The 21,961-nt window shown below is 39.9% G+C and carries 16 protein-coding genes and 1 pseudogene; 16 read left to right on the top strand and 1 reads right to left on the bottom strand.

Going from position 1 to position 21,961, the window contains the following annotated elements:
• Positions 1-442: 442 nt before the first annotated feature.
• The 15 genes and pseudogenes from B5E53_RS13110 (at position 443) to B5E53_RS19785 (ending at position 19,783) form a co-directional block, all read left to right on the top strand.
• A complete protein-coding gene (locus tag B5E53_RS13110; protein ID WP_002576337.1) occupies positions 443-2,257 on the top strand; it encodes a reverse transcriptase/maturase family protein in 1,815 nt (604 codons plus the stop codon).
• Positions 2,258-2,361: 104 nt separating this feature from the next.
• Positions 2,362-4,167: pseudogene (locus B5E53_RS13105) on the top strand (helicase-related protein); the annotation flags it as partial.
• A gap of 119 nt (positions 4,168-4,286) precedes the next feature.
• Positions 4,287-5,255, top strand: coding sequence for an ORF6N domain-containing protein (locus B5E53_RS13100; protein ID WP_087315763.1), 969 nt, complete (start codon positions 4,287-4,289; stop codon positions 5,253-5,255).
• A gap of 37 nt (positions 5,256-5,292) precedes the next feature.
• Entirely contained in the window at positions 5,293-6,027 is a 735-nt protein-coding gene (locus B5E53_RS13095) for an NUDIX domain-containing protein (protein WP_242963716.1), read from the top strand.
• Between the two features lie 63 nt (positions 6,028-6,090).
• On the top strand, positions 6,091-6,855 hold the full coding sequence (gene srtB / locus B5E53_RS13090) for a class B sortase (protein WP_087315759.1): 765 nt from the start codon (positions 6,091-6,093) through the stop codon (positions 6,853-6,855).
• Positions 6,856-6,868: 13 nt separating this feature from the next.
• Complete coding sequence (locus B5E53_RS13085) at positions 6,869-9,988, top strand: YodL domain-containing protein (protein ID WP_087315757.1); 3,120 nt, start codon at positions 6,869-6,871, stop codon at positions 9,986-9,988.
• Positions 9,989-10,307: 319 nt separating this feature from the next.
• On the top strand, positions 10,308-11,228 hold the full coding sequence (locus B5E53_RS13080; RefSeq protein ID WP_087315755.1) for an alpha/beta fold hydrolase: 921 nt from the start codon (positions 10,308-10,310) through the stop codon (positions 11,226-11,228).
• A gap of 97 nt (positions 11,229-11,325) precedes the next feature.
• Entirely contained in the window at positions 11,326-11,907 is a 582-nt protein-coding gene (locus tag B5E53_RS13075; protein ID WP_087315753.1) for a TetR/AcrR family transcriptional regulator, read from the top strand.
• Positions 11,908-12,060: 153 nt separating this feature from the next.
• The gene (locus B5E53_RS13070; protein WP_087315751.1) at positions 12,061-13,836 is read left to right on the top strand and encodes an oleate hydratase; all 1,776 of its coding nucleotides are present in this window, start codon (positions 12,061-12,063) and stop codon (positions 13,834-13,836) included.
• Between the two features lie 254 nt (positions 13,837-14,090).
• Complete coding sequence (locus B5E53_RS13065; protein ID WP_162611915.1) at positions 14,091-14,660, top strand: DUF308 domain-containing protein; 570 nt, start codon at positions 14,091-14,093, stop codon at positions 14,658-14,660.
• A gap of 57 nt (positions 14,661-14,717) precedes the next feature.
• The gene (locus tag B5E53_RS13060; protein ID WP_087315747.1) at positions 14,718-16,073 is read left to right on the top strand and encodes a radical SAM protein; all 1,356 of its coding nucleotides are present in this window, start codon (positions 14,718-14,720) and stop codon (positions 16,071-16,073) included.
• A gap of 72 nt (positions 16,074-16,145) precedes the next feature.
• Entirely contained in the window at positions 16,146-17,339 is a 1,194-nt protein-coding gene (metK, locus tag B5E53_RS13055; RefSeq protein ID WP_087315745.1) for a methionine adenosyltransferase, read from the top strand.
• A 31-nt stretch (positions 17,340-17,370) separates the two neighbouring features.
• Positions 17,371-18,234 carry a DegV family protein gene (locus B5E53_RS13050; protein ID WP_087315743.1) on the top strand — a complete coding sequence of 288 codons (864 nt, stop codon included), beginning with the start codon at positions 17,371-17,373 and terminating at the stop codon, positions 18,232-18,234.
• 17 nt (positions 18,235-18,251) lie between these two features.
• Positions 18,252-19,046 (top strand): PLDc N-terminal domain-containing protein, encoded by a 795-nt coding sequence (locus B5E53_RS19790; RefSeq protein ID WP_242963714.1) that lies wholly within the window; start codon positions 18,252-18,254, stop codon positions 19,044-19,046.
• A gap of 98 nt (positions 19,047-19,144) precedes the next feature.
• Positions 19,145-19,783, top strand: coding sequence for a phospholipase D-like domain-containing protein (locus tag B5E53_RS19785; RefSeq protein ID WP_242963707.1), 639 nt, complete (start codon positions 19,145-19,147; stop codon positions 19,781-19,783).
• A gap of 42 nt (positions 19,784-19,825) precedes the next feature.
• On the opposite strand, the gene B5E53_RS13040 is transcribed toward B5E53_RS19785, so the two are convergent.
• Complete coding sequence (locus B5E53_RS13040) at positions 19,826-20,389, bottom strand: TetR/AcrR family transcriptional regulator (RefSeq protein WP_162611914.1); 564 nt, start codon at positions 20,387-20,389, stop codon at positions 19,826-19,828.
• 70 nt (positions 20,390-20,459) lie between these two features.
• Here B5E53_RS13040 and B5E53_RS13035 point away from each other — a divergent pair, with 70 nt between their 5' ends.
• A complete protein-coding gene (locus B5E53_RS13035) occupies positions 20,460-21,836 on the top strand; it encodes a phospholipase D family protein (protein WP_087315739.1) in 1,377 nt (458 codons plus the stop codon).
• Positions 21,837-21,961: the final 125 nt, after the last annotated feature.

The following is a 21,961-nucleotide window of genomic DNA, read 5'->3' as shown; positions in this document are numbered from 1 at the left end:
ACACGGAAACTTCCAAAGTGTTTGCGTGGTAGTGGCGAAAAGTTATGAATAAGGATGAAAGCTAAACTGCCTGAATGACAGTCGGAGATTGGGCAAAATGTTGCTCCATGCGTAAGGAAGTTATACTCGCATGTACTCTGGTGGATATGAGTCGGCCATGCGTATCCACAAGATACCCAGAGTAAATCAGCCATAGGATAATGGAAAACGACGAACGTCACATCCGAAATCATAACAGGCTTATGTTATTACAGTTCTAAACGGGGATTGCCTAAGGTAAAATGCCGAAAATCGGCTATGAGTGCTATGAGAAAAGTGACTCTGAATATTTACTATGGCAACAGAGTCTCCGTAGTAGTCCGAGGACGGGAAAGCCGTCCACATGGCGAAGGGAGACAGTCTTTCTTCAATACAAATAATAAGGAAAGGTGCGTGAGGCATTATGAGAAGTCCCGAAAATGTATTGAAAAGTTTAAGTGAAAAAGCAAAAAACAAAGAGTACAGGTACGAGAGATTATACCGTAACCTGTACAACCCAGAGTTCTATCTGCTTGCATACCAGAATATTGCGACCTCTCAGGGGAGCATGACGGCAGGTGCAGACGGATTCACTCTTGACGGTATGAGCATGGAGCGCATTGAAAAGCTCATTCAGAAGCTGAGAGACCACTCATACCAGCCGAACCCTGCAAGGCGTGTTTATATTGCGAAGAAAAACAGCAGTAAAAAGCGCCCATTGGGGATTCCGTCAACGGACGATAAACTGTTACAGGAAGTTGTCCGTATGATACTTGAAGCAATCTATGAGCCGACATTCTCTGATAATTCACATGGTTTCAGACCGAAAAGAAGTTGCCACACAGCGTTAAAAGAAATCGTAACGCTGTTCACTGGTGCAAAGTGGATAATCGAAGGAGACATTAAGGCTTGTTTTGACAGCTTCGACCACCATATCACAATACAGCTTTTGAGAAAGCGCATAAAAGATGAAGCGTTCATATCGCTGATGTGGAAGTTTCTAAGGGCAGGATATATGGAACAGTGGACATACCATGAAACGTACTCCGGCAGTCCACAAGGCTCCGGTGTCAGTCCGATACTTGCCAACATCTATCTGAATGAACTTGATGAGTTCATGGCAAGGATGAAAAAGAGTTTTGACAAAGGCGATACAAGAAGCCGTAAAGTCCACAAAGACCATGATAAGGTACGCTGGGCTTATCGGAAAGCGCAGAAAAATCTGGAAATAGAGCGCACAGAAGCAAACCTAGCAGCATTTAAAGAAGCAAGGAAAGTGATGTTGTCCACACCACATTTAGACGAGATGGATGAGAATTACAAAAGACTTCAATACAACCGTTACGCTGACGATTTCCTGATTTCAATAACAGGTTCAAAGCAGGATGCTGAAAATATCAAGGAACAGGTAAAGATATTTCTAAAAGACAAGCTAAATCTCACAATGTCGGAGGAGAAAACTCACGTTACCCATTCCTCTGAAAAGGTGCGGTATCTTGGATACGACATAAGAATATCAAGAAGTCAGGACACAAAGCGGACGAAAAAAGGTCTGCAACGGGTGTGGTATGGAAAAGTGCAGTTATATATGCCGAAAGAAAAATGGATTGCGAAACTGCACGAATACGGTGCGTTTAAAATCAAAAAAGACGAAAACGGCAAAGAGATTTGGAAGCCACTCCACAGAGGGGCGCTTATGCCATTAGACGATGTGGCAATCATCAGTAAATATAATTCTGAAATCAGAGGATTGTACAATTATTACAGGTTAGCAATCAATGTATGCAATCTGGGGAAATTTCATTCTATCATGCGTGGAAGCTGTTTAAAGACGTTGGCGGCAAAATATAATTCTTCTGTTATGAAGATGTATAAGAAATACCGTAGCGTAAAGGGCGACTTTGGCGCAGATTACAAAACCAAGAGTGGAACAAAGCGGTGTGAGTTTTACAATGAAGGATTTAGGCGTAATAACAATATCGCACCTGAATTTGTAGACATTATGCCGAAATACAGAGGGCAGATAAAACCGAATAGTCTTGCAGGACGTTTAAAAAGCGGACAATGCGAGATGTGCGGAGCAAACCCCGTGAAAGTGTATATGCACCATGTAAAGCGCTTAAAAGATTTGAACGCTGATAATGAATTTGATGAACTGATGTTACTGAAAAGGCGGAAGTCATTGGCTCTCTGCCCGAAATGCTACGAAGAAGCAAAGACAAAATCACTTAAACTATGAAAGATGGCGAGCCGTGTACATCGAGAGGTGTAAGCACGGTTCTGGAGGGGGTTACGCCAAGACCACGGACGAAAGGAAGTATGGCGTGGCGTTTCCTACCTTATGAGCTTTATACCATGCAGCGTTACCTGCAGTATGGCAAACTGAACCGGATGGGGCTGGGGCATTTTGATTCCTGGGCTTCCACTTTTGGCGAGGTTGTAACCAGTATCGAACTGGCTCCGGAAGGTACCGGATACCGGGCAAAATCCAGATTTGCCAGATTTTACAATATTCCGGAACTTATGAGTATGTTTAAGGAGATTGCCGATATTAAGACGGCAGACCAGCTGGAACTTCCGGTGCCGGAAGCAGAATATGAAACGGTGGTACTAAAACCATCCGAGCATCAGAAAGAGATCGTGGAAAGCCTTGGAGAACGTGCGGAAGTAATCCGGGATGGCGGTGTGGATTCTTCTGTTGACAATATGCTGAAAGTGACCAATGATGGGAGAAAGCTGGCACTGGATCAGCGTCTTGTGAATCTATTGCTTCCGGATGATGAGAACAGCAAAATCTGTGCCTGTGTGGAAAAGAGTTTTGCTATCTGGAAAGAGACCGCATCAAAACGGTCTGCCCAGCTTATTTTTTGTGACCTCAGCACACCAAAAGGGGATGGAACCTTTAATGTTTATGACGATTTGAAAAAGAAACTCATAGCAAAAGGAGTGCCGGAAGCAGAGATTGCTTTTATTCATGATGCAAACACGGAAGTGAAGAAAACGGATTTATTCAATAAAGTGAAATCCGGACAGGTTCGTTTTTTACTGGGTTCCACCGCTAAAATGGGTGCCGGAACCAACGTGCAGGACCGTCTGATTGCCCTGCATCATCTGGATGTGGGTTGGAAGCCTTCTGACCTGGAACAAAGGGAAGGGCGTATCATCCGTCAGGGAAATATGAATAAGAAAGTGCATATCTATCGGTATGTAACGGAAGGAACCTTCGACAGTTACATGTGGCAGCTGATCGAAAGCAAGCAGAAATTCATTTCCCAGATCATGACCAGCAAATCCCCAGTACGAAGCTGTGAGGATGTGGACGATACGGCGTTGTCTTATGCGGAAGTAAAAGCACTGGCAACGGGAAATCCAGCAATCAAGGAAAAAATGGCACTGGATGTGGAAGTATCGAAGCTGAAGCTGCTGAAAGCAAATTTTGTGAGCAACCATTATCGGCTGGAAGATGATATTGCAAAGAATTTCCCACAGCAGATAGCAGTACTTAAGGAAAGCATTGAGGGGTACAAAGCGGATCTGGAACAGTATCAGGCAAATAAGATCACGGATTCGGAGAAATTTGTGATGGAAGTCGGTGGCACTGTCTTTTATGAGAAAAAAGAAGCGGGTGCAGCCCTTCTTGCTGTCTGCCAGTCCATGAAACAGGCGGATGCCATGGTTAATGTCGGACAGTATCAGGGATTTTCCATCCGCTTAAAGTTCGATTCCTGGAATAAGGAATTTATCCTTTCACTGAAAAATGAAAATGTATATCGTGTCAGCCTTGGTTCCGATGAAAACGGTAATATCATCAGGATCAATAACGCATTGGAGGCAATCCCGCAAAAACTGGCGGAAGCAGAGCAAAAGCTTGAGACGGTACAGGGACAGCTGAAAAATGCGATGGAAGAGGTGAAAAAAACATTCCCAAAAGAGGAAGAACTGAACCAGAAACTGGAGCGTCTGTCGGAACTGAATGCATTGCTGAACATGGATGAAAAGGAAACTGTGATGGAAGGGGAAGAAGAGCAGGACGATCCTGGAAAAGAAAAACGTTCTATTCATGAAAAAATCAGTGCATATAAAAAGAGTACTCAACTGGAAAATGCTGAAGACAGAATCGGGATATCAAGCGAGATTTGTATTGGCTAAATAATGGTATGCAAGAAAATGAAAATAATGTAAAATAAAGGCAGGTTTTGAAAAATAAAAAAATGAATGTATCAGCTTGAAGTGCCAAACTTGCATTTCAAGTTGAGTAAGGAGCTTATATGGCTGATCAAATGACAAATGAAGTGATAGACCAGGAAACTGCGGAAGCACAGATGGTAGAAGTTGTACAGCCTGCTATTGAAAAACTAATTTATGTCATCCGTGACAAACAGGTTATGATAGATAGTGATCTTGCAATGCTTTATCATGTGGAGACCAAGCGGTTGAATGAGGCTGTAAAAAGAAATATCGCCCGGTTTCCAGAAGAATTCCGGTTTCAACTGACAGAAAAAGAAACAGAGAGTTTGAGGTCGCAAATTGCGACCTCAATGAAAAGTAACGGGGACAATGAGAAAAAAGGCGGAAGAAGATATCTGCCATATGCCTTTACAGAGCAGGGAATTGCTATGCTTTCTGCAGTACTCAGAAGTGACGTAGCCATTCAGGTCAGTATTAATATCATGAATGCTTTTGTAGAGATGAGGCGTTTTATTGCCAATAATGCTCTGCTTTTTGAGCGTATCAGTACTGTTGAATTAAAACAGTTGGAATACCAGAAAAAAACTGATGAAAAGCTTGAGCAGATATTTGAGTACATAGCTGATCATGAGGAGTCAAATCAAAAGGTATTTTTTGATGGGCAAATATATGATGCTTTCAGCTTGATTGTAAGCCTGATTCAAAAAGCAGAAAAAGAAATTACTCTAATTGACAGCTATGTCGATGTAGGAACGCTGAACCTGCTTTCAAAGAAAATAGATAATGTAAACGTTACAGTATATACGTTAAAAAGGACAAAACTTTCAAAAACAGATGTTGATAATTTTAATATGCAGTATCCAACATTGAATGTGAAGTACACGAACGTATTTCATGACCGCTTTTTAATCCTTGACAGAAAAACGGCTTATCATATAGGAGCGTCGCTAAAAGATGCCGGAAAGAAGTGCTTTGGCATTAACCTGATTGAAGATGCCGGTATTATAAGAGATATTTTGCAGAGGTTGGAGTTAGAAACGGAAGAATAGAAGGGAGATGGTTCCGTTGTTCCGGAAGAACCATAAAATGATTGATGGCAAGCTTCTTCAGACGGATAAGAAGTATTCTCATCTGAAATTGAAACAAAAGGAAAAAATAGCTGAATGGATGTATCTGGAGACAAAAGCATATTATGAGAAAAACTATACATTTCCAGGGGATAAGCAAATCGGGGATGTTATCTCAAAAGTATATGATCGGATCACCGACGCAGACATATGGATTCCTTATGACGAAGTTGTAAAACATTATAAGAGAAAGAGGGCTGATATTAACAAACGTGTGAGAAGATCCCTTAACCAGCATGAGGAAAAGAAAACGGAAACAGTTTGCTTCATGAATCTATGTATGGTGCAAGATGGAAAAGGAAATGTACTTGCACTGGACAAAGTAAATGACAGTTATACCGGAACGACGTTCCCCGGCGGACATGTCGAAAAAGGAGAAATCTTTACAGATGCTGTTATCCGTGAAGTATACGAAGAGACGGGACTTACGATTGAAAACCCCCTGTTCTGTGGCGTATATCATTGGAATAAATCGGGTACGCATCATGTGATATTCTTGTATAAGGCAGATCGGTATTCAGGAATATTACATAGCTCTGAAGAAGGAAAAATTTACTGGATTCCGATGAATGAGTTTAAAGAAAAGGAACTTGCGACTGGGATGGAATATGTTCTGCAGATGATGGAATCTGCACAGATGAATGAGTGCTATATGCATCTGGAAGACGGAAAATATGTAGGAACTTTATATTAAGTTATGGCGTTTGCCGGCAGTGAAATACCTGCCGGTTTTTTCATGCCTGGAAGGAGGTGCTATGTGAGGAAAATAGAAAAAGTAATGTTGATTGTGTTTCTGGTAATTTCGTTGATAAGCGGGAAATTCCTCTTGGATTACTGGCAGGATTCTTATGACAACAGACAGAATTACCGGCAGGTGGAAGAGATAGCGTTTCCGGAAAATGATACTGAGGATGACGAATTAGAATCAAATGAGGATAATCCAACGACAGAAATAGATGACTTTGATTATCAGGCATTGCTGGATGAAAATGCAGATTGCATCGGTTGGCTGAAGATTGCTGATACAGATATCAGTTATCCGGTCGTGCAGGGTAAAGATAATGAGTTTTATCTCCACCACGATTTTCAAAAAAATTATGCCATCTGTGGAACACTGATGCTGGACTGCCGGAATGATGTTGATGCCAGGCAGGAACATTTGATTATTTATGGTCACCAAATGAAAGATGGCAGTATGTTCAAACAATTAAATGAGTATAAAAAAGAAGAGTTTTACCGTGAGCATAAGGAAATCACGCTATATCTGGAAAACCAGAAATACCAGTATGAAGTGGCTGCCGTGTATGTGACGAATGTGGCACAAAGCGGTGGTTATTATGATTTTTTACACAAAGAAACACGAAAACAGCAGATGGATTATTTGCAGAAAATGGCAGCTTATCAGCTTTATCCGACGGGGGTTACCGTCAGGGAGGATGATGAGCTGCTTTCTTTATCTACCTGTGAATATTCCAGCACCAACGGCAGGCTGATTGTCCTTGCCAGAAGAATTGGACGGTAGGAGGAGAATGAATATGGCAATGAACAGGAATGTGACATTGGCAGAAAAAGAAGTCCGGGATTATGCCAAAAGACAGATGGAACGGGCAGAACAGAGGGAAAACATTTTATTTACAGAGGAACAAAAAGAACAGGTTCTGGAATATGCGGCTATGACCGGGGATGATTATGATATCAGGAAAATGATCAGAGACCTTGCAGATGCTGTCCGTTCCTCGGATGAAGAGAAGGTGGATGAAATTCTGAGGGATGCAAGAGAGGAAATTGACGAATTCCCGGATCGTTCCGTTGGTATGGCGGAACTAAAGGGATATGGCTATACCGCAGATGATATGTTCCCTCTTCGTCAGGAGATGGCACTGGAGCTTCATCGTGTTGGGGAAAAGGTGTACTGCCTGCAGTCAGAAGGCACTCATGGGGACTATGCCAGCAGGGAGATGATACTGGAACATGAAGGTCTCTATGGAATTGAAAAAGATGCGTGGCAGCGTATGCAGGAACAAGAGGACGAAATAGATTTTGAGGAAGCTGGATTGTATCAGCCTCCAATGACAGATCTTGATAGAGATGAAGCATTAAGGATGTTTGATGCTGGGGAGACAGTATTTCTGGTTACCACTTATCCAAGACCGATTGCAGTGCGGGAACGGATGGAGATTGAGAGAGGACCGGAGCATTACCAGATGGAGAGAGAGGATGTGGAACGGATCAGGACGTTGGAAAAACGGATGCAGGAGTATCCACAGATAAAGTCATTGAAAGAGGCGAAACTTCTTCTGGGGACAGAAAACAGATATGGAATATACCAGATCATAGACGGCAGTCCCGGCAGAGAATATGAATTTATGGATATGAATTTTATTGAAAGGCATGGGTATCAAGTGAAAAAAGAGGACTATGAGCTAATCTATTCCGATGAAATGCGATATGGCGATACACTGGATTCTCTGTATGAAAAGTTCAATATTGCCCATCCGGCAGATTATACCGGGCATTCCTTATCGGTCAGTGATATTGTAGTCTTCAATGAGAATGGGAATGTAAAAGTTTATTTTGTAGACAGTATCAGTTTCCGTGAATTGCCGGATTTCCTGCAATTAGAGCCGGAACTGAACCAGGAAGAATTGGCTTACCGGATCGGGGATCAATATTTTGCTATTCAGGTGGCAACGGAAGGATATGATTATTCCTTTTACGATAAGGAGTATAAACTCATGGACGGAGGCATTTTGGATGATCCGGATATTTCTATGGGACAGGCTATTCAGGATATTTTAGAGGACGAAGGACTGGAACAGTTAGAACGGATACCTGTAGATTATGATGAATTGCGGGAAAAAGCGGAAGAAGTAGGGGCAGAGATTCTTCAGGAAGCAAGAAGCCAGAGAAAACGTGTGCCGGTTATTTCGAATCATACCGAAGCGGAAGCTGGATTAAATGGAATGAGCCGGTCAGAAATCGAAGAGACAGTATGGGCGATTGCACAGTCAGAGATTATTGAAAACGATCTGGATGCCAGGATACAGGCTGTGCGTGTGTACGGAAGCCGTACAAGGGATGGGCTATATAAAGAAGATTCTGATGTGGATGTGGTAATTGCTTATGAGGGAACTGTACGTGAGGATGATTTGTTTTCTGCATTGAATGAAGCAGGGTATAAGGTCGGAAATATGAGGGTAGATATGAACCCGATCAGACCGGATAAGACTGGTACGTTAGAAGATTTTCTTGAAAAATCCGAACGGTATCTGGATGAAAAAACGGAGCAGATGAAAGCCAGAGGGGAGTACAAGCCATTGGCGAAAGTAGAAGAGCTGGAGGAGGCAAACTACAATATGATCGATAATGTCCTGAACAATATGCCTCCGAAGAAAGAGCCATATCTGGAATACTATGCTGCAGAATGTGATGAATACCATAGCCTTGGCAACATTTATAAGAGTACCAATCTGGATGAGATCCTTGCAAAATACCGGGAAATCATTGATGACCCAACGTTAAGCTACTATGGAAACGGCATGGGCATTATTTACCGTGACCCGAATGATACTTTTTATGATGAGGCAGAGGTATCTCTGGTCAGCAGGAAATCGATCCGGGGAGACAGCCTGGATGATGTTGCATTCCTGGCAGCCCTTCCAATGGTACATGAAGCACTGGAAAAGATTGTAGAAGCGTTTCCTGATTTTCGATATTATCCTCCGAAAGAATTGAATGTCCATTATTATCCGGACAAAATGACTGCAGATGAACTGGCGGCAGCACTGGATCAATTAGCGGAAGACTTTGACCATTATGATTATCATGACAACTTCAGCCCGGAGGAAGATATGGTGGAAACTGTTACATTGGAATTAAGATGCGGATATGCCCATAGGTACATTCCGCTTTTGAAAGATATTATTGATGAGAAATGCGAAGAGTCTCCACGGGCAGAAGAACTTCTGGAGAAACTGAAAGCCTATCAGCCTGAGATACCGGAGACAACAGTACCGGTTGTCCGCATCAATTTCTGTGAAGATAAGGAAATGGACATTTCCGGTTATCAGAAACTGGGAAGACTGGATGAAATAACAACCAAAATGGATACAGAACTGGCTTCACAAGCAGATCCAAAGACTGGAATGCCGGAGAAAACTGTACAGATGTATTTTACGATTTACTATCCGGATCGTGACCAGATGCAGGAACTAAAAGGGAAAATCAATATCGGAGATGGAAACGGCGGTATTTTGAGCCAGTTGAAGAATCAGAATGAAATGAAGCTGCATGATGAGAGCTGGCTGAATTACCAAAAGGGTAAGGGAGATAAATCCTTTCAGGCATATATGGCGGATCTTACGGATATGCAGGAGCATATACTGCCGTATTTGCAGAGTTTTTGCAGTTTGGAAGAAAAAGCACCTGAACGAGTAGAAGGAGCAGTTCAATTATCGGCGGATGGAGAAAAGAAGTTGCCTGAAAGAGCAGTATCCGATAAGGGTGCCTTAAAACAGGGCTCCCTTTTAGAGAACGAAAAAACAATGGGGAAAAAGGAAAGGAAATCTATTCATGAGCGATTAAAAATGAACAAGGAGATTATTGCAAAACAGCAGGGAAAAGATAGCAAAGCGAAAGGGGTTGAGCTTGCATAAGTACTGAAGAGCAAGAAGAGTTCTATAAGTTATATTGCAGAAGAAAAATACTGCAGGGGGAGAAATGTTCAAATGATGAATGTTTCTCCTTATTTTAAGGAAATTATTGTAGTTTATTTGTTATGGCAAAGTTTCATGAAACAATGATTTAAAACTATTAGACATACCTTGTATGAATGTCCATTTTTTTAACATAGCAAAGGTGTTTGCCTATTGTCGTTGGGAGGATATCTGATATGCTGAAATAGAGGATACTTGAAATAATGCATAGGAAATTTAAAAGTATATTTCTAGAGATAAGAAACAAGGAGGCAGTATAATGAAGGAATTATATATACCATCCTCAGATGGAAAGAATCAGTTGCATGTTGTTATTTGGGAACCCAATATTACAGTAATTGGAATTGTTCAGATTTCTCATGGAATGATTGAATACATAAAACGCTATGATGAATTTGCAAGGTACTTAAACCAATATGGTATTCTTGTAATTGGGAATGACCATCTTGGTCATGGAGAAACGGCAAAAATAGATGACGATTTGGGGTATTTTTGTCCAAGCAACATGAGTGAAACTGTCGTTGCAGATTTATATGAAGTAACCCGTTTTGCAAAGAAAAATTACCCTAATGTTCCTTACTTCTTGTTTGGACACAGTATGGGGTCATTTATGGCAAGGCGCTATATAATGACATATGGAAATGAGTTGGATGGAGTGATTATTTCCGGAACAGGCAACCAGTCTGGAAGTGTACTGAAAGCTGGTAAAATAATGGTATCGCTGACTAAATTCTTTAAGGGAGACCGCTATAGATCCAAGATGCTGAAAAATATGTTTTTCAGCAAATTTAATAATCATATTCCAAACGTCAGGACATCAAATGATTGGCTTACAAAGGATGAAACTATTGTTGATAAATATAACACAGATAAGTATTGTACATATTCCTTCACGGTAAATGGATACCGTACTTTATTGGACGTGCTGTCATTCATACAGAATTCAAATAATATTGCAAAAATACCGAAGAACCTTTCTGTATTTTTGATTGCAGGAGAAGAAGACCCTGTTGGTAATTATGGAAAAGCAGTTAAAAATGTTTATGAAATCTACAAAAAAGCAGGAATTAAGGATATTTCGATAAAACTTTATAAAAATGACAGACATGAATTGATCAATGAGACAGACAAAGAAGACGTTTATGACGATATCAGGCATTGGCTGATTTGTCATTTGTAATTTGATTTATTTTTTGTTCATTGTGGAAAATATGCGAGTTTGGTATAATATTTTTCAAACGAATGGAATGATATACAGAATAGGAAGGGATTGATAAGTGTCGGATATTACAAAAAGAGCATTAGAGGCATCTCTTAAAAAGATGTTACTGAAAAAACCGGTTACCAAAATTACAATTAGTGATATTACAGAAGACTGCGGTGTCAACCGTGCAACTTTTTATTATCATTTCAAAGATATTTATGACCTCATTGAATGGTCCTGTGAGGAGGATTCCCGCATAGCAGCAAATGGAAATACTACATATGATACATGGGAACAGGGATTTCTGAATATTTTTCAAGCCGTAGAAGAAAACAAGCCTTTTATACTTAATGTTTACCGTCATGTGAGTCAGGAACAGATTATTCAATATCTGTACAGGGTTGTTTATCAATTGATTATTAACGTTGTTGAAGAATGTGCACAAGGCATGAGTGTCAGGGAGGAGGATAAAAAATTTATTGCCGATTTTTACAAGTATGCTTTTGTAGGTATGATGCTGGACTGGATACGGCAGGACATGAAACCATCACCGGAAAAGATGATTTTCAGACTGAGTAATTTAATAGAGGGAGATATCATTCGTATGCTTGAAAAATGCCGGATTGATAAGCCATATGATAATATCAACAAATGATGGAGTTTGTCGAAAAAAACAACAATATAGCCCTGTCATCGAAGAATTCGATGATGGGGCTATTCTGTTGATTGAGAGTAGTTATCATACAATGTATATTGAGGATGTAATTGAAAAACATATATAACGAATTGAAATTCAGGAGGTATGATTATGTATTATTCAAGTGGAAACTATGAAGCTTTTGCTCATCCGAAGAAACCAGAAGGAGTAGATCACAAGTCAGCTTATATTATTGGTACAGGGCTGGCAGCACTTTCAGCCGCATGTTACCTTGTCCGTGATGGTCAGATGAAAGGTGAACGTATACACATTTTTGAAAAAGATCCGATTCCTGGTGGTGCCTGTGATGGGTTTGAATATCCGGGTGTAGGTTATGTAATGCGTGGCGGACGTGAAATGGATAACCATTTTGAAGTTATGTGGGATTTGTTCCATTCTATCCCATCTATTGAAACTGAGGGAGTCAGTGTACTGGATGAGTATTATTGGCTCAATAAAGAAGATCCGAATTACTCCCTTTGCCGTGCTACTGTCAACCGGGGACAGGATGCACATACAGATAAGAAATTTGCAGTTTCAGACAAAGCACAGATGGAGATCATGAGGCTGTTTTTCACGCCGGATGAAGAATTGTATGATAAACGTATTGATGAATATTTTGACGATGAAGTATTTGATTCAAACTTCTGGCTGTACTGGCGGACGATGTTTGCGTTTGAAAACTGGCACAGCGCACTGGAAATGAAGCGTTACATTAAGCGGTATATTCACCATATTGGAGGGCTTCCTGATTTCACCGCTCTGCGCTTTACAAAATATAATCAGTATGAGAGTATGATCCTTCCGATGGTAAAATATCTGGAAAATGCCGGTGTCGTATTCCACTATAATACAAAGGTTGTAAATGTTGAGTTTGATGTTACATCCAACAGAAAGCAGGCTACCCGTATTGAAATTGAGGCGGAAGGTGAAACACGTTTCGTAGACCTCACAGAGGATGATCTTGTGTTCATCACAAATGGTGGATGTGTGGAAAACTCTGCAATGGGATCCCAGAATACGCCGGCTCCATATAATCCGGAAATCAAGCCAGGTGGCGGATGGGATATGTGGAGACGTATTGCCGCCCAAAGCCCTGACTTTGGAAATCCGGATAAATTCTGTTATGACAGTGAGCTGTGCAACTGGATGAGTGCCACTGTGGAGACACTTGATCAAAGAATTATTCCATATATCACAAATATCTGTAAACGAGATCCGTTTACTGGTAAAGTGGTCACCGGCGGTATTGTATCTGTAAAAGATTCCAGCTGGCTTTTGAGTTGGACGATTAACCGTCAGCCACAGTTCCGTTCCCAGCCAAAAGACCATTGTCTCGTTTGGGTATATGCGCTCTTTAATGACAGACCTGGTGACTATGTCAAAAAGCCAATGAGAGATTGTACAGGAAAAGAGATCTGTATGGAATGGCTGTACCATATTGGTGTGCCGGAAAACGAGATCGAAGAACTGGCTGAGAACAGTGCAAACACAGTTCCAGTTATGATGCCTTATATTGATGCCTTTTTCATGCCTCGTAATGATACGGATCGTCCAAAAGTTGTGCCTGATGGAGCAGTAAACTTTGCATTTATTGGCCAGTTTGCCGAGACCGCAAGGGATACTATTTTTACAACAGAGTATTCCATGCGTACCGGTATGGAAGCTGTTTATACCTTGCTTAATGTAGACCGTGGAGTTCCGGAGGTTTGGTGCAGCACATATGATGTGAGGGATCTTTTGAATGCGACTGTCAAATTGCGTGATGGAGAACCACTGACTCAGATGAAGCTGGGAATCAAGGAAAAGATTGCTGTTAAAAAGGCTTTAGACTTTATCAAAAACACAGATGTGGAAAAACTGCTGAAAGAATATCATGTTATTTGAGTTTGAAAAAATTGAAATAATCATATTCTTTTCCATGATAAACAAATAAGCAAAAGCTTTCCGTTGTCGACATTTATGTCGGCAATGGGAAGCTTTTATTGATCTTGGACTTTGAATGAATCCAGACAAACATGTTAAGATTGCCTAGTTTTTGGATATATAGAAGACGTTTGCCCATAGAAGAAGAATGAAATAGTATGTAGAATTTAGGCAAGAAAAAGAGAATGGAGGTGAAAATATTGAAAAAGATTCGTATGGCAAGAGATGGGTATGTTTTGATTTCAATTATTTTCTATATAGCTGGAATCGTATGTATGACAATACCATCTATATCCCCACTGGTGCTATGTATCACAGGGGGCATCATATTAGCTGCCTATGGAATTGTTAAGATTATTGGATATCTTTCAGATGATTTGTATGATCTGGCTTTCCAATATGATCTGGCCTGTGGAATATTCCTGATAGTGCTAGGAGTGATAGTGCTTGGATGTAATTTGCGTATCCGTTCATATCTTTCCCCAGGACTAGGATTGTTGATTTTGCTTGACGCTGTATTAAAAGTTCAGACTGCAAAAGACGCAAAAGTATTTGGACTTGAAATATGGAAATGGATATTGACACTTTCCATCATTGTAGCTGCTTTTGGGATCTTAATTATAATAAAGCCGTTTCAGGAAAGTCAGATCAGTCATGTCATTATCGGATGCGGTTTTTTTGCAGAAGGTCTCATGAATCATCTCACAGTCAAGGAGACGGTGAAGATTTCAAAACAAATCCAAGGACAGGAAAAGAACGAGGAAGATACTGACTGGGAAGAATAAAATGTTTAAGTAAAACTTATTATTAACAAATATAAAATTATAGGGAGGAATTCTATTATGAACGCATCAAATACTTTAAAGAAACTGGGAATCGAGCAGACATTCAATTATATTTACAAGGATCCGGATAAGCATATGCCGAAGATGATGGACTGGGCGGACAAATTTGCTGATGGTGAATTTATTTCTCAGAGAAAAATTATTCGGGAAGCAATTACAGATCCGGAACATCCTTATTATAGCTATATCCGCCGTCTTTTTAAAGAGGTAGATCCCAATGTGACTAAGACACTTGCCGTGAATCTGTTTATTAATGCCAGTCTGGTTGGCTGGAAAAAGGAAGAAGAACTGAGAAAGAAGTATAACTGTAATATTCCATGGGCTATCCTTCTGGATCCCACATCGGCCTGTAATCTGCACTGTACTGGTTGTTGGGCAGCGGAATATGGACACAAATTAAATCTTACTTATGATGAGATTGATGATATTATCTGCCAGGGAAAAGAATTGGGCGTTTATTTGTACATTTACACTGGTGGGGAGCCGCTGGTCCGTAAAAAAGACTTGATTCGGATCTGTGAAAAGCATTCGGATTGCGTATTCCTTTGCTTTACAAATTCAACATTGATTGACGAAGAATTTGCGGATGAAATGCTCCGTGTAGGTAATTTTGTACCAGCCATTTCTCTGGAAGGATTTGAAGAGGCAACTGATGGACGACGTGGAACTGGTGTATATCAGAAAGTACGTAAAGCCATGGAACTTCTCAGAAGAAAGAAACTGATTTATGGAATCTCTTGCTGCTATACCAGTGCCAATTATGATTCAATTACATCAGAGGAATTCTATGATACATTGATTGAAATGGGCGCCTATTTTGTATGGTATTTCCATTATATGCCGGTAGGAAACGATGCTGTTCCAGAGTTGATGCCTACACCGCAGCAGCGTACCGGAGTTTATGAGAAAATCCGTCGTTATCGTGCCACAAAGCCATTATTTGCACTGGATTTTCAGAATGATGCAGAATATGTTGGCGGATGTATCGCTGGTGGTCATCGCTACTTACATATTAATGCTAACGGTGATATCGATCCTTGCGTATTTATCCATTATTCAGATTCTAATATTCGGGAAAAGACGCTTCTGGAAGCACTGCAGTCACCGATGATGATGGCTTACCATGATAATCAGCCATTTAATGATAATATGCTTCGTCCGTGTCCTATGCTGGAAAATCCTGACAAGCTTCGTGCAATGGTTGAAAAATCAGGAGCTCACTCAACAGATCTTCAATCTCCGGAAACAGCAGAACATCTTTGTGCAAAATGTGACCAGTATGCGAAGTATTGGAAGCCAGTTGCAGATGAACTTTGGAAAGAGAACAGAGAGAAAAAGGGAATCGCAAATTAAAGAAACAACTATGAATTTGAATATCGAAGTATTCATTCAGGTAATCGGAAAAAAGATGAAAGGAAATGAAAAATGAATAAAAGTAAACGATTTTTTACATCGGAGTCTGTCACAGAAGGGCATCCAGATAAAATGTGTGATGCTATTTCAGATGCCGTGCTGGATGAATTGTTGAAGCAGGATCCTATGAGCCGGGTGGCGTGTGAGACGGTAACGACTACAGGTCTTGTTATGGTAATGGGAGAAATTACTTCCAATGCATATGTAGATATCCAGAAGGTGGTTCGAGATACAATCAGGGAAATTGGATATACAAATGCAGAGTATGGTTTTGATGCAGATACCTGTGGTGTGTTAACAGCCATTGATGAACAGTCGGCAGATATAGCAATGGGTGTGGATAAGGCTCTTGAGGCAAAAGAACATAATTTGTCGGATGAAGAGATTGAAGCCATCGGAGCTGGAGATCAGGGGATGATGTTTGGATATGCGACGAATGAGACTAAGACGTATATGCCCTATCCCATTGAGCTTGCACATAAGCTGGCATTGCAGCTGACAAAAGTACGAAAAGAAGGAATACTTCCATATTTGAGACCAGATGGAAAAACCCAGGTAACTGTAGAATATGATGAAAAGGACAAACCATTCAGGCTGGATGCCGTAGTGCTTTCTACACAGCATGATCCGGACATAACACAGGGACAGATTCAGTTGGATATTAAAAAATATGTGTTTGACGAAATCCTACCAGGTGGAATGGTGGACGAGAATACAAAATTCTATATCAATCCAACAGGCCGTTTTGTAATAGGTGGACCGCATGGAGACAGTGGATTGACAGGCCGTAAGATTATTGTAGATACATATGGAGGATATGCGCGGCATGGTGGTGGAGCTTTTTCGGGAAAGGACTGTACTAAGGTAGATCGCTCTGCATCATATGCGGCTCGTTATGCGGCAAAAAACATTGTAGCGTCAGGGTTGGCTGAAAAATGTGAGGTGCAGCTTTCCTATGCTATTGGTGTAGCACAGCCCACCTCAATTATGGTGGACACGTTTGGAACAGGAAAACTTTCAGATGAGAGAATTACGGAGATTGTAAGAGAGAACTTTGATTTTCGCCCAGCTGGTATTATCAAAGAATTGACTTTAAGAAGGCCTATTTACAGACAGACAGCTGCTTATGGACATTTTGGAAGAGAAGATTTGGATCTTCCATGGGAAAGGCTGGATAAAGTAAATGAATTAAAGAAATATTTGTAATAGTATAAAAATGGCACAGGAGGATTATGAGATGAACGTTGCGATTGTAACAGACAGCAACAGTGGGATCTTTGAAGAAGAAGGAAAGATTCTAGGTGTCCATGTCATTCCAATGCCGGTGATTCTGGAAGGGAAAACATACTATGAAGGCATTGATTTAACTCATGAGGAGTTTTATCAATGCCTTGAGGAAAAAAGAGAAGTTTTTAGTTCTCAGCCTTCACCAGCAGAAGTTTTAGACATGTGGGATAAACTGCTCTTATCCGAATATGATGAGCTTGTATATATTCCAATGTCCAGCGGACTTAGTGGTTCCTGTCAAACAGCTCAGGTACTGGCACAGGATTATGAAGAAAAAGTACAGGTGGTTGATAATCATCGCATTTCTGTCACCCAGAGGCAGTCCGTGTTGGATGCGCTGATGTTGAAAGAAAAAGGGTGTTCTGCAAAAGAAATAAAAGAAGCTTTAGAACAAACTGCTTATGAATCCATTATCTATGTAGGCGTGGAAACCTTAGAATATTTGAAAATGGGTGGACGTGTCACTCCGGCGGGAGCTGCCATGGGCACATTATTAAGTATAAAACCACTGCTTGTAATTGCCGGGGAACGTTTAGATGCCTATACAAAAGTTCGTGGAACAAAAAGCTGTAAAAAGCGTCTGCTTATGGAAATGAAAACAATTGCAGATGAATTTCATAAAAATAGTGATGAGATATATGTGGGCGTCGCAGGGAGCTTCGGAAAAAAAGAAGAACATCAGGAATGGATGGAAATGGCCCAAGAGATGTTTCCTTGGGAAGATGTTAAATACGATCCGCTGACTTTCAGTATCAGCTGTCATGTAGGACCAGGGGCTTTCGGTATGGGGATAAGTAGAAAAATAAGAATTTAGAATAAGTGGGGAATCAAATGAAGCGTTCATGGTTTAGAGCATTGCTCTTGAGACGAGTACAAGTATTATTCTTGTTGATTTTACAACTTTGCTTTTTGTTCTTTATTTTTCAAAATGAAAGCTTTATTGCACAAGTATTACGAAGCGTTGTTCATATAATCAGTGGGTTTCTTGTCCTTTATATCATTTCTAAAAAGGACAAAAGGGCCAATAAAGTAATCTGGAATTTTTTGATTTTATTGTTTCCGTTGTTTGGAAGTCTGTTGTATATCTTATATAATTTTCAGGCATCTACAAGAAAATTTGAACAGAAAATATTTCAGATCGGACAAAAGAACAGAACCCTTTATGGATTACCTGGAAGTGCAGAAAAATCTGCATATTATGAGGCTCCTGCTCATATACCACAGATCCGGTATCTAAAGTATGCTGGTTTTCCTGTTTATGATGATACCCAGACTGAGTACCTTTCGCCGGGAGAGAAATTTTTTCCTATTTTCCTGGAGGAATTGAAAAAGGCACAAAAATATATTTTTATAGAATACTTTATTATTAAAGATGGATTGATGTGGCAGTCTATTTTGGATATTTTGAAAGAAAAGGTTTCTCAAGATGTTGAGGTGCTAGTTATTTATGATGATATTGGATGTTTTCTCGCACTACCGAAAGACTATGCGATGCAATTGAAAAATATTGGTATTAAATGTGAAGTGTTTAATCCATTTCGTCCTGTTCTTACGGCTATTCAGAATAATCGGGATCATAGGAAAATTACTGTAATTGATGGGAAGGTTGCTTTACTGGAGGCTTAAATCTGTCTGATGAGTACATCAATACTTATGAAAAACATGGGTATTGGAAAGATGCAGTTATACAAATCAAAGGGAAAGCTGCATGGAGTTTGACATTAATGTTTTTGGAAATGTGGGAATTATGTTGTGGAATACCAGATGACATAGAATGCTTTTTCCCCAAAAATGAAGTAGATGAAAGAATAGAATCAGATGGATTTGTACAACCCTATTCGGATAGTCCTGTGGATAATGAAAACGTGGGAGAACATGTATATCTTCAGATTATAAATAATGCTAAGGATTATGTCTATATCTGTACGCCATATTTGATTGTCGATGACAGCATGGTATCTGCATTGTGCTTAGCGGCTAAAAGCGGTGTAGATGTGCGGATTATCACTCCTCATATTTATGACAAGGCCTTGATTCATTTGACTACACGATCATTTTACAGGGAATTGATATATGGTGGTGTGAAAATATATGAATATTCAAAAGGATTTATGCATTCTAAAATATTTGTTTCCGATGACCAGATAGCGACTGTAGGAACAACGAATTTAGATTTTAGAAGCCTCTATCTGCATTTCGAATGTGGAGTATGGATGTATAACAGTAAGGCAGTATTACAAATTAAAAAAGATTATTTTGATACATTGAATGAGTGCACGCAGATTACATTAGAAGAGTGTATAGAAAGGTTGCCAATAAGGGTATTTCAGGAAATCTTGAGAATATTTGCCCCACTAATGTAAAGAGCACCGTCAAGTTAAAGCGGTGCTCAATCTAATCGGGTATTATGTCCTTGAAGATTCGGACAATTCAAGAAATGCCTGCTTCAAAGAATCTCCAATCAAATCAGTAATACGAGTAACTGACTTCAAAAGGTCAAAGTTCATGTTTTTGTCCAGCCAATCTAATGTGTATCCAAGAAGGCAACATTTATAGTACTGTATTAGGATAGTTTTATCTTCAGAAGGAATATTCAAATCTTTGGTAACAGTATGTACATATTGAGTTACTGTGTAGAGTATGATTCTTTCTAATTCGCTTTGGAATATATCTCGTTTCACAGAACGGTATATATGGAGCATGGCTTTTTTACGTTTTAAGCAACGCTCAACAATTGGAATCAAGCAATCCGTCGGTAAACCAAAATGTCCGTTAGTCTGGATGATTTGATCTACATCAGATTTTATCGTAGTTTCCAGAAGCTCAGGAATGTCATGAAAATGATAGTAAAAGGTGTTTCGATTGACTTGGCAGAGTTCTACGATATCCCTTACAGTAATCTTGGTGTAGGGACGTTCTTCCAACAACTGCCAGAAAGCATCTATGATGGCAGATTTTGTATGGTTCATATATATCAACTCGCTTTTTGTTTTTTTATATCGTAGCATAAAATGTCGAAGGATACAATGGTGTAGAATAATGAAAAAATTCGGAAAGATGATAAAAGGTATTTTGAGAATATGGTTCTTTTATTTGATAGTATGTCTGGTGATCCCGCCGCTGTATCACAAACGAGCTGATGAAGAAAACAGAGAGTGTGAAAGGGCGTTAAATATGGCTGGACAGGAGAGGATATTAAATATAGAAAATAATGTGGATGCGTTGGTGTGGCGGCTCCGTTTAATCGAATCGGCAAAAGAAAATATCGTGCTTGCAACTTTTGATTTTCGTGACGATAACAGTGGTCAGGATATGATGGCTGTACTATTAAATGCTGCAGATAGAGGTGTAAAGGTTCAGATATTAGTTGATGGCATAAATGGAACATTATATTTGAGAGGAAGTAGAAATTTTCGGGAACTTACGTCGCATGAAAATGTGGAGGTTAAGCTATACAATCCTATTACGCTGATAAAACCGTGGAAAAATAATTACAGGATGCATGACAAATATTTGATTGCAGATGATTTTGCATATATCCTTGGCGGAAGAAACACAGATGATTTATTTCTTGGTAATTATATCGACTCATATAATGAGGATAGGGATATTCTGGTTTATGAAATGGTACCGGGTGGAGGAAAGTCCTATGTCCAGCTGCAGGAATATTTTGAAAAAATATGGAATATTTCATGCTGCAGAAAGTATGAGAAACATGGGGATATTCATGGAAAATTAAGGGGGCATTATCAGGAAGTCAGAAAAAAATATCCAGAAGCTTTTTATGAGACTGATTGGTTAAAAGAAACGATAGCTACAGAAAGCATTGAACTTTGTACCAATCCTATGGAGCCGGAGAATAAACAGCCACAACTCTGGGATAGGATGGTAAAGGAAATGAATGAAGTGGACAATATTCTGATACAGACTCCTTATATTATATGTAATCAGAAAATGTATCAGGATTTGACGGAGATATGTTCAAGAAGTGTGAAAACAGAAATAATTATCAATGCGGTTGAGAGCGGCACGAATCCTTTTGGTTGTACGGATTATTTGAATCAGAAGAAAAATGTGAGACAGACAGGAAGTTATGTTTATGAATATCTAGGAGCGCAGGCATTACATACAAAGACTATATTGGCTGGGGATACGCTTAGCATGGTTGGTTCCTGTAATTTAGATATGAGGAGTGTTTATCTTGATACGGAAATGATGTTGTTCATTGAAAGTGGGGAACTAAACGAATCTCTACGTGAGCAGGCAGAAAGCTTGAAACTGGCTAGCAGACAGGTGGTTCCGGATGGAACAATCACCTATGGGGAAGAATATCGACAGAAAGAGCAGGGGGCAGGGAAAATGATTTTTTACGGAATCCTGCGTATTGTGATCATTCCTTTCCGACATTTGCTTTGAAAGAAATGGTCCTATGTCAAGATTTAGCGCAAGTTAAAATGAGAAATTTATCCTCATCTTAACTTACTAAGAGCAGTTCGTTTGTCTGTGTCTGCTCATATAGTTTTTCAAAGTCATTTGGTGAC

The sequence above is a fragment of the Eubacterium sp. An11 genome, from assembly GCF_002161065.1.
Taxonomy (GTDB): domain Bacteria; phylum Bacillota; class Clostridia; order Lachnospirales; family Lachnospiraceae; genus Anaerobutyricum; species Anaerobutyricum faecale.
This window is presented reverse-complemented; position numbering and strand designations above follow the sequence as displayed.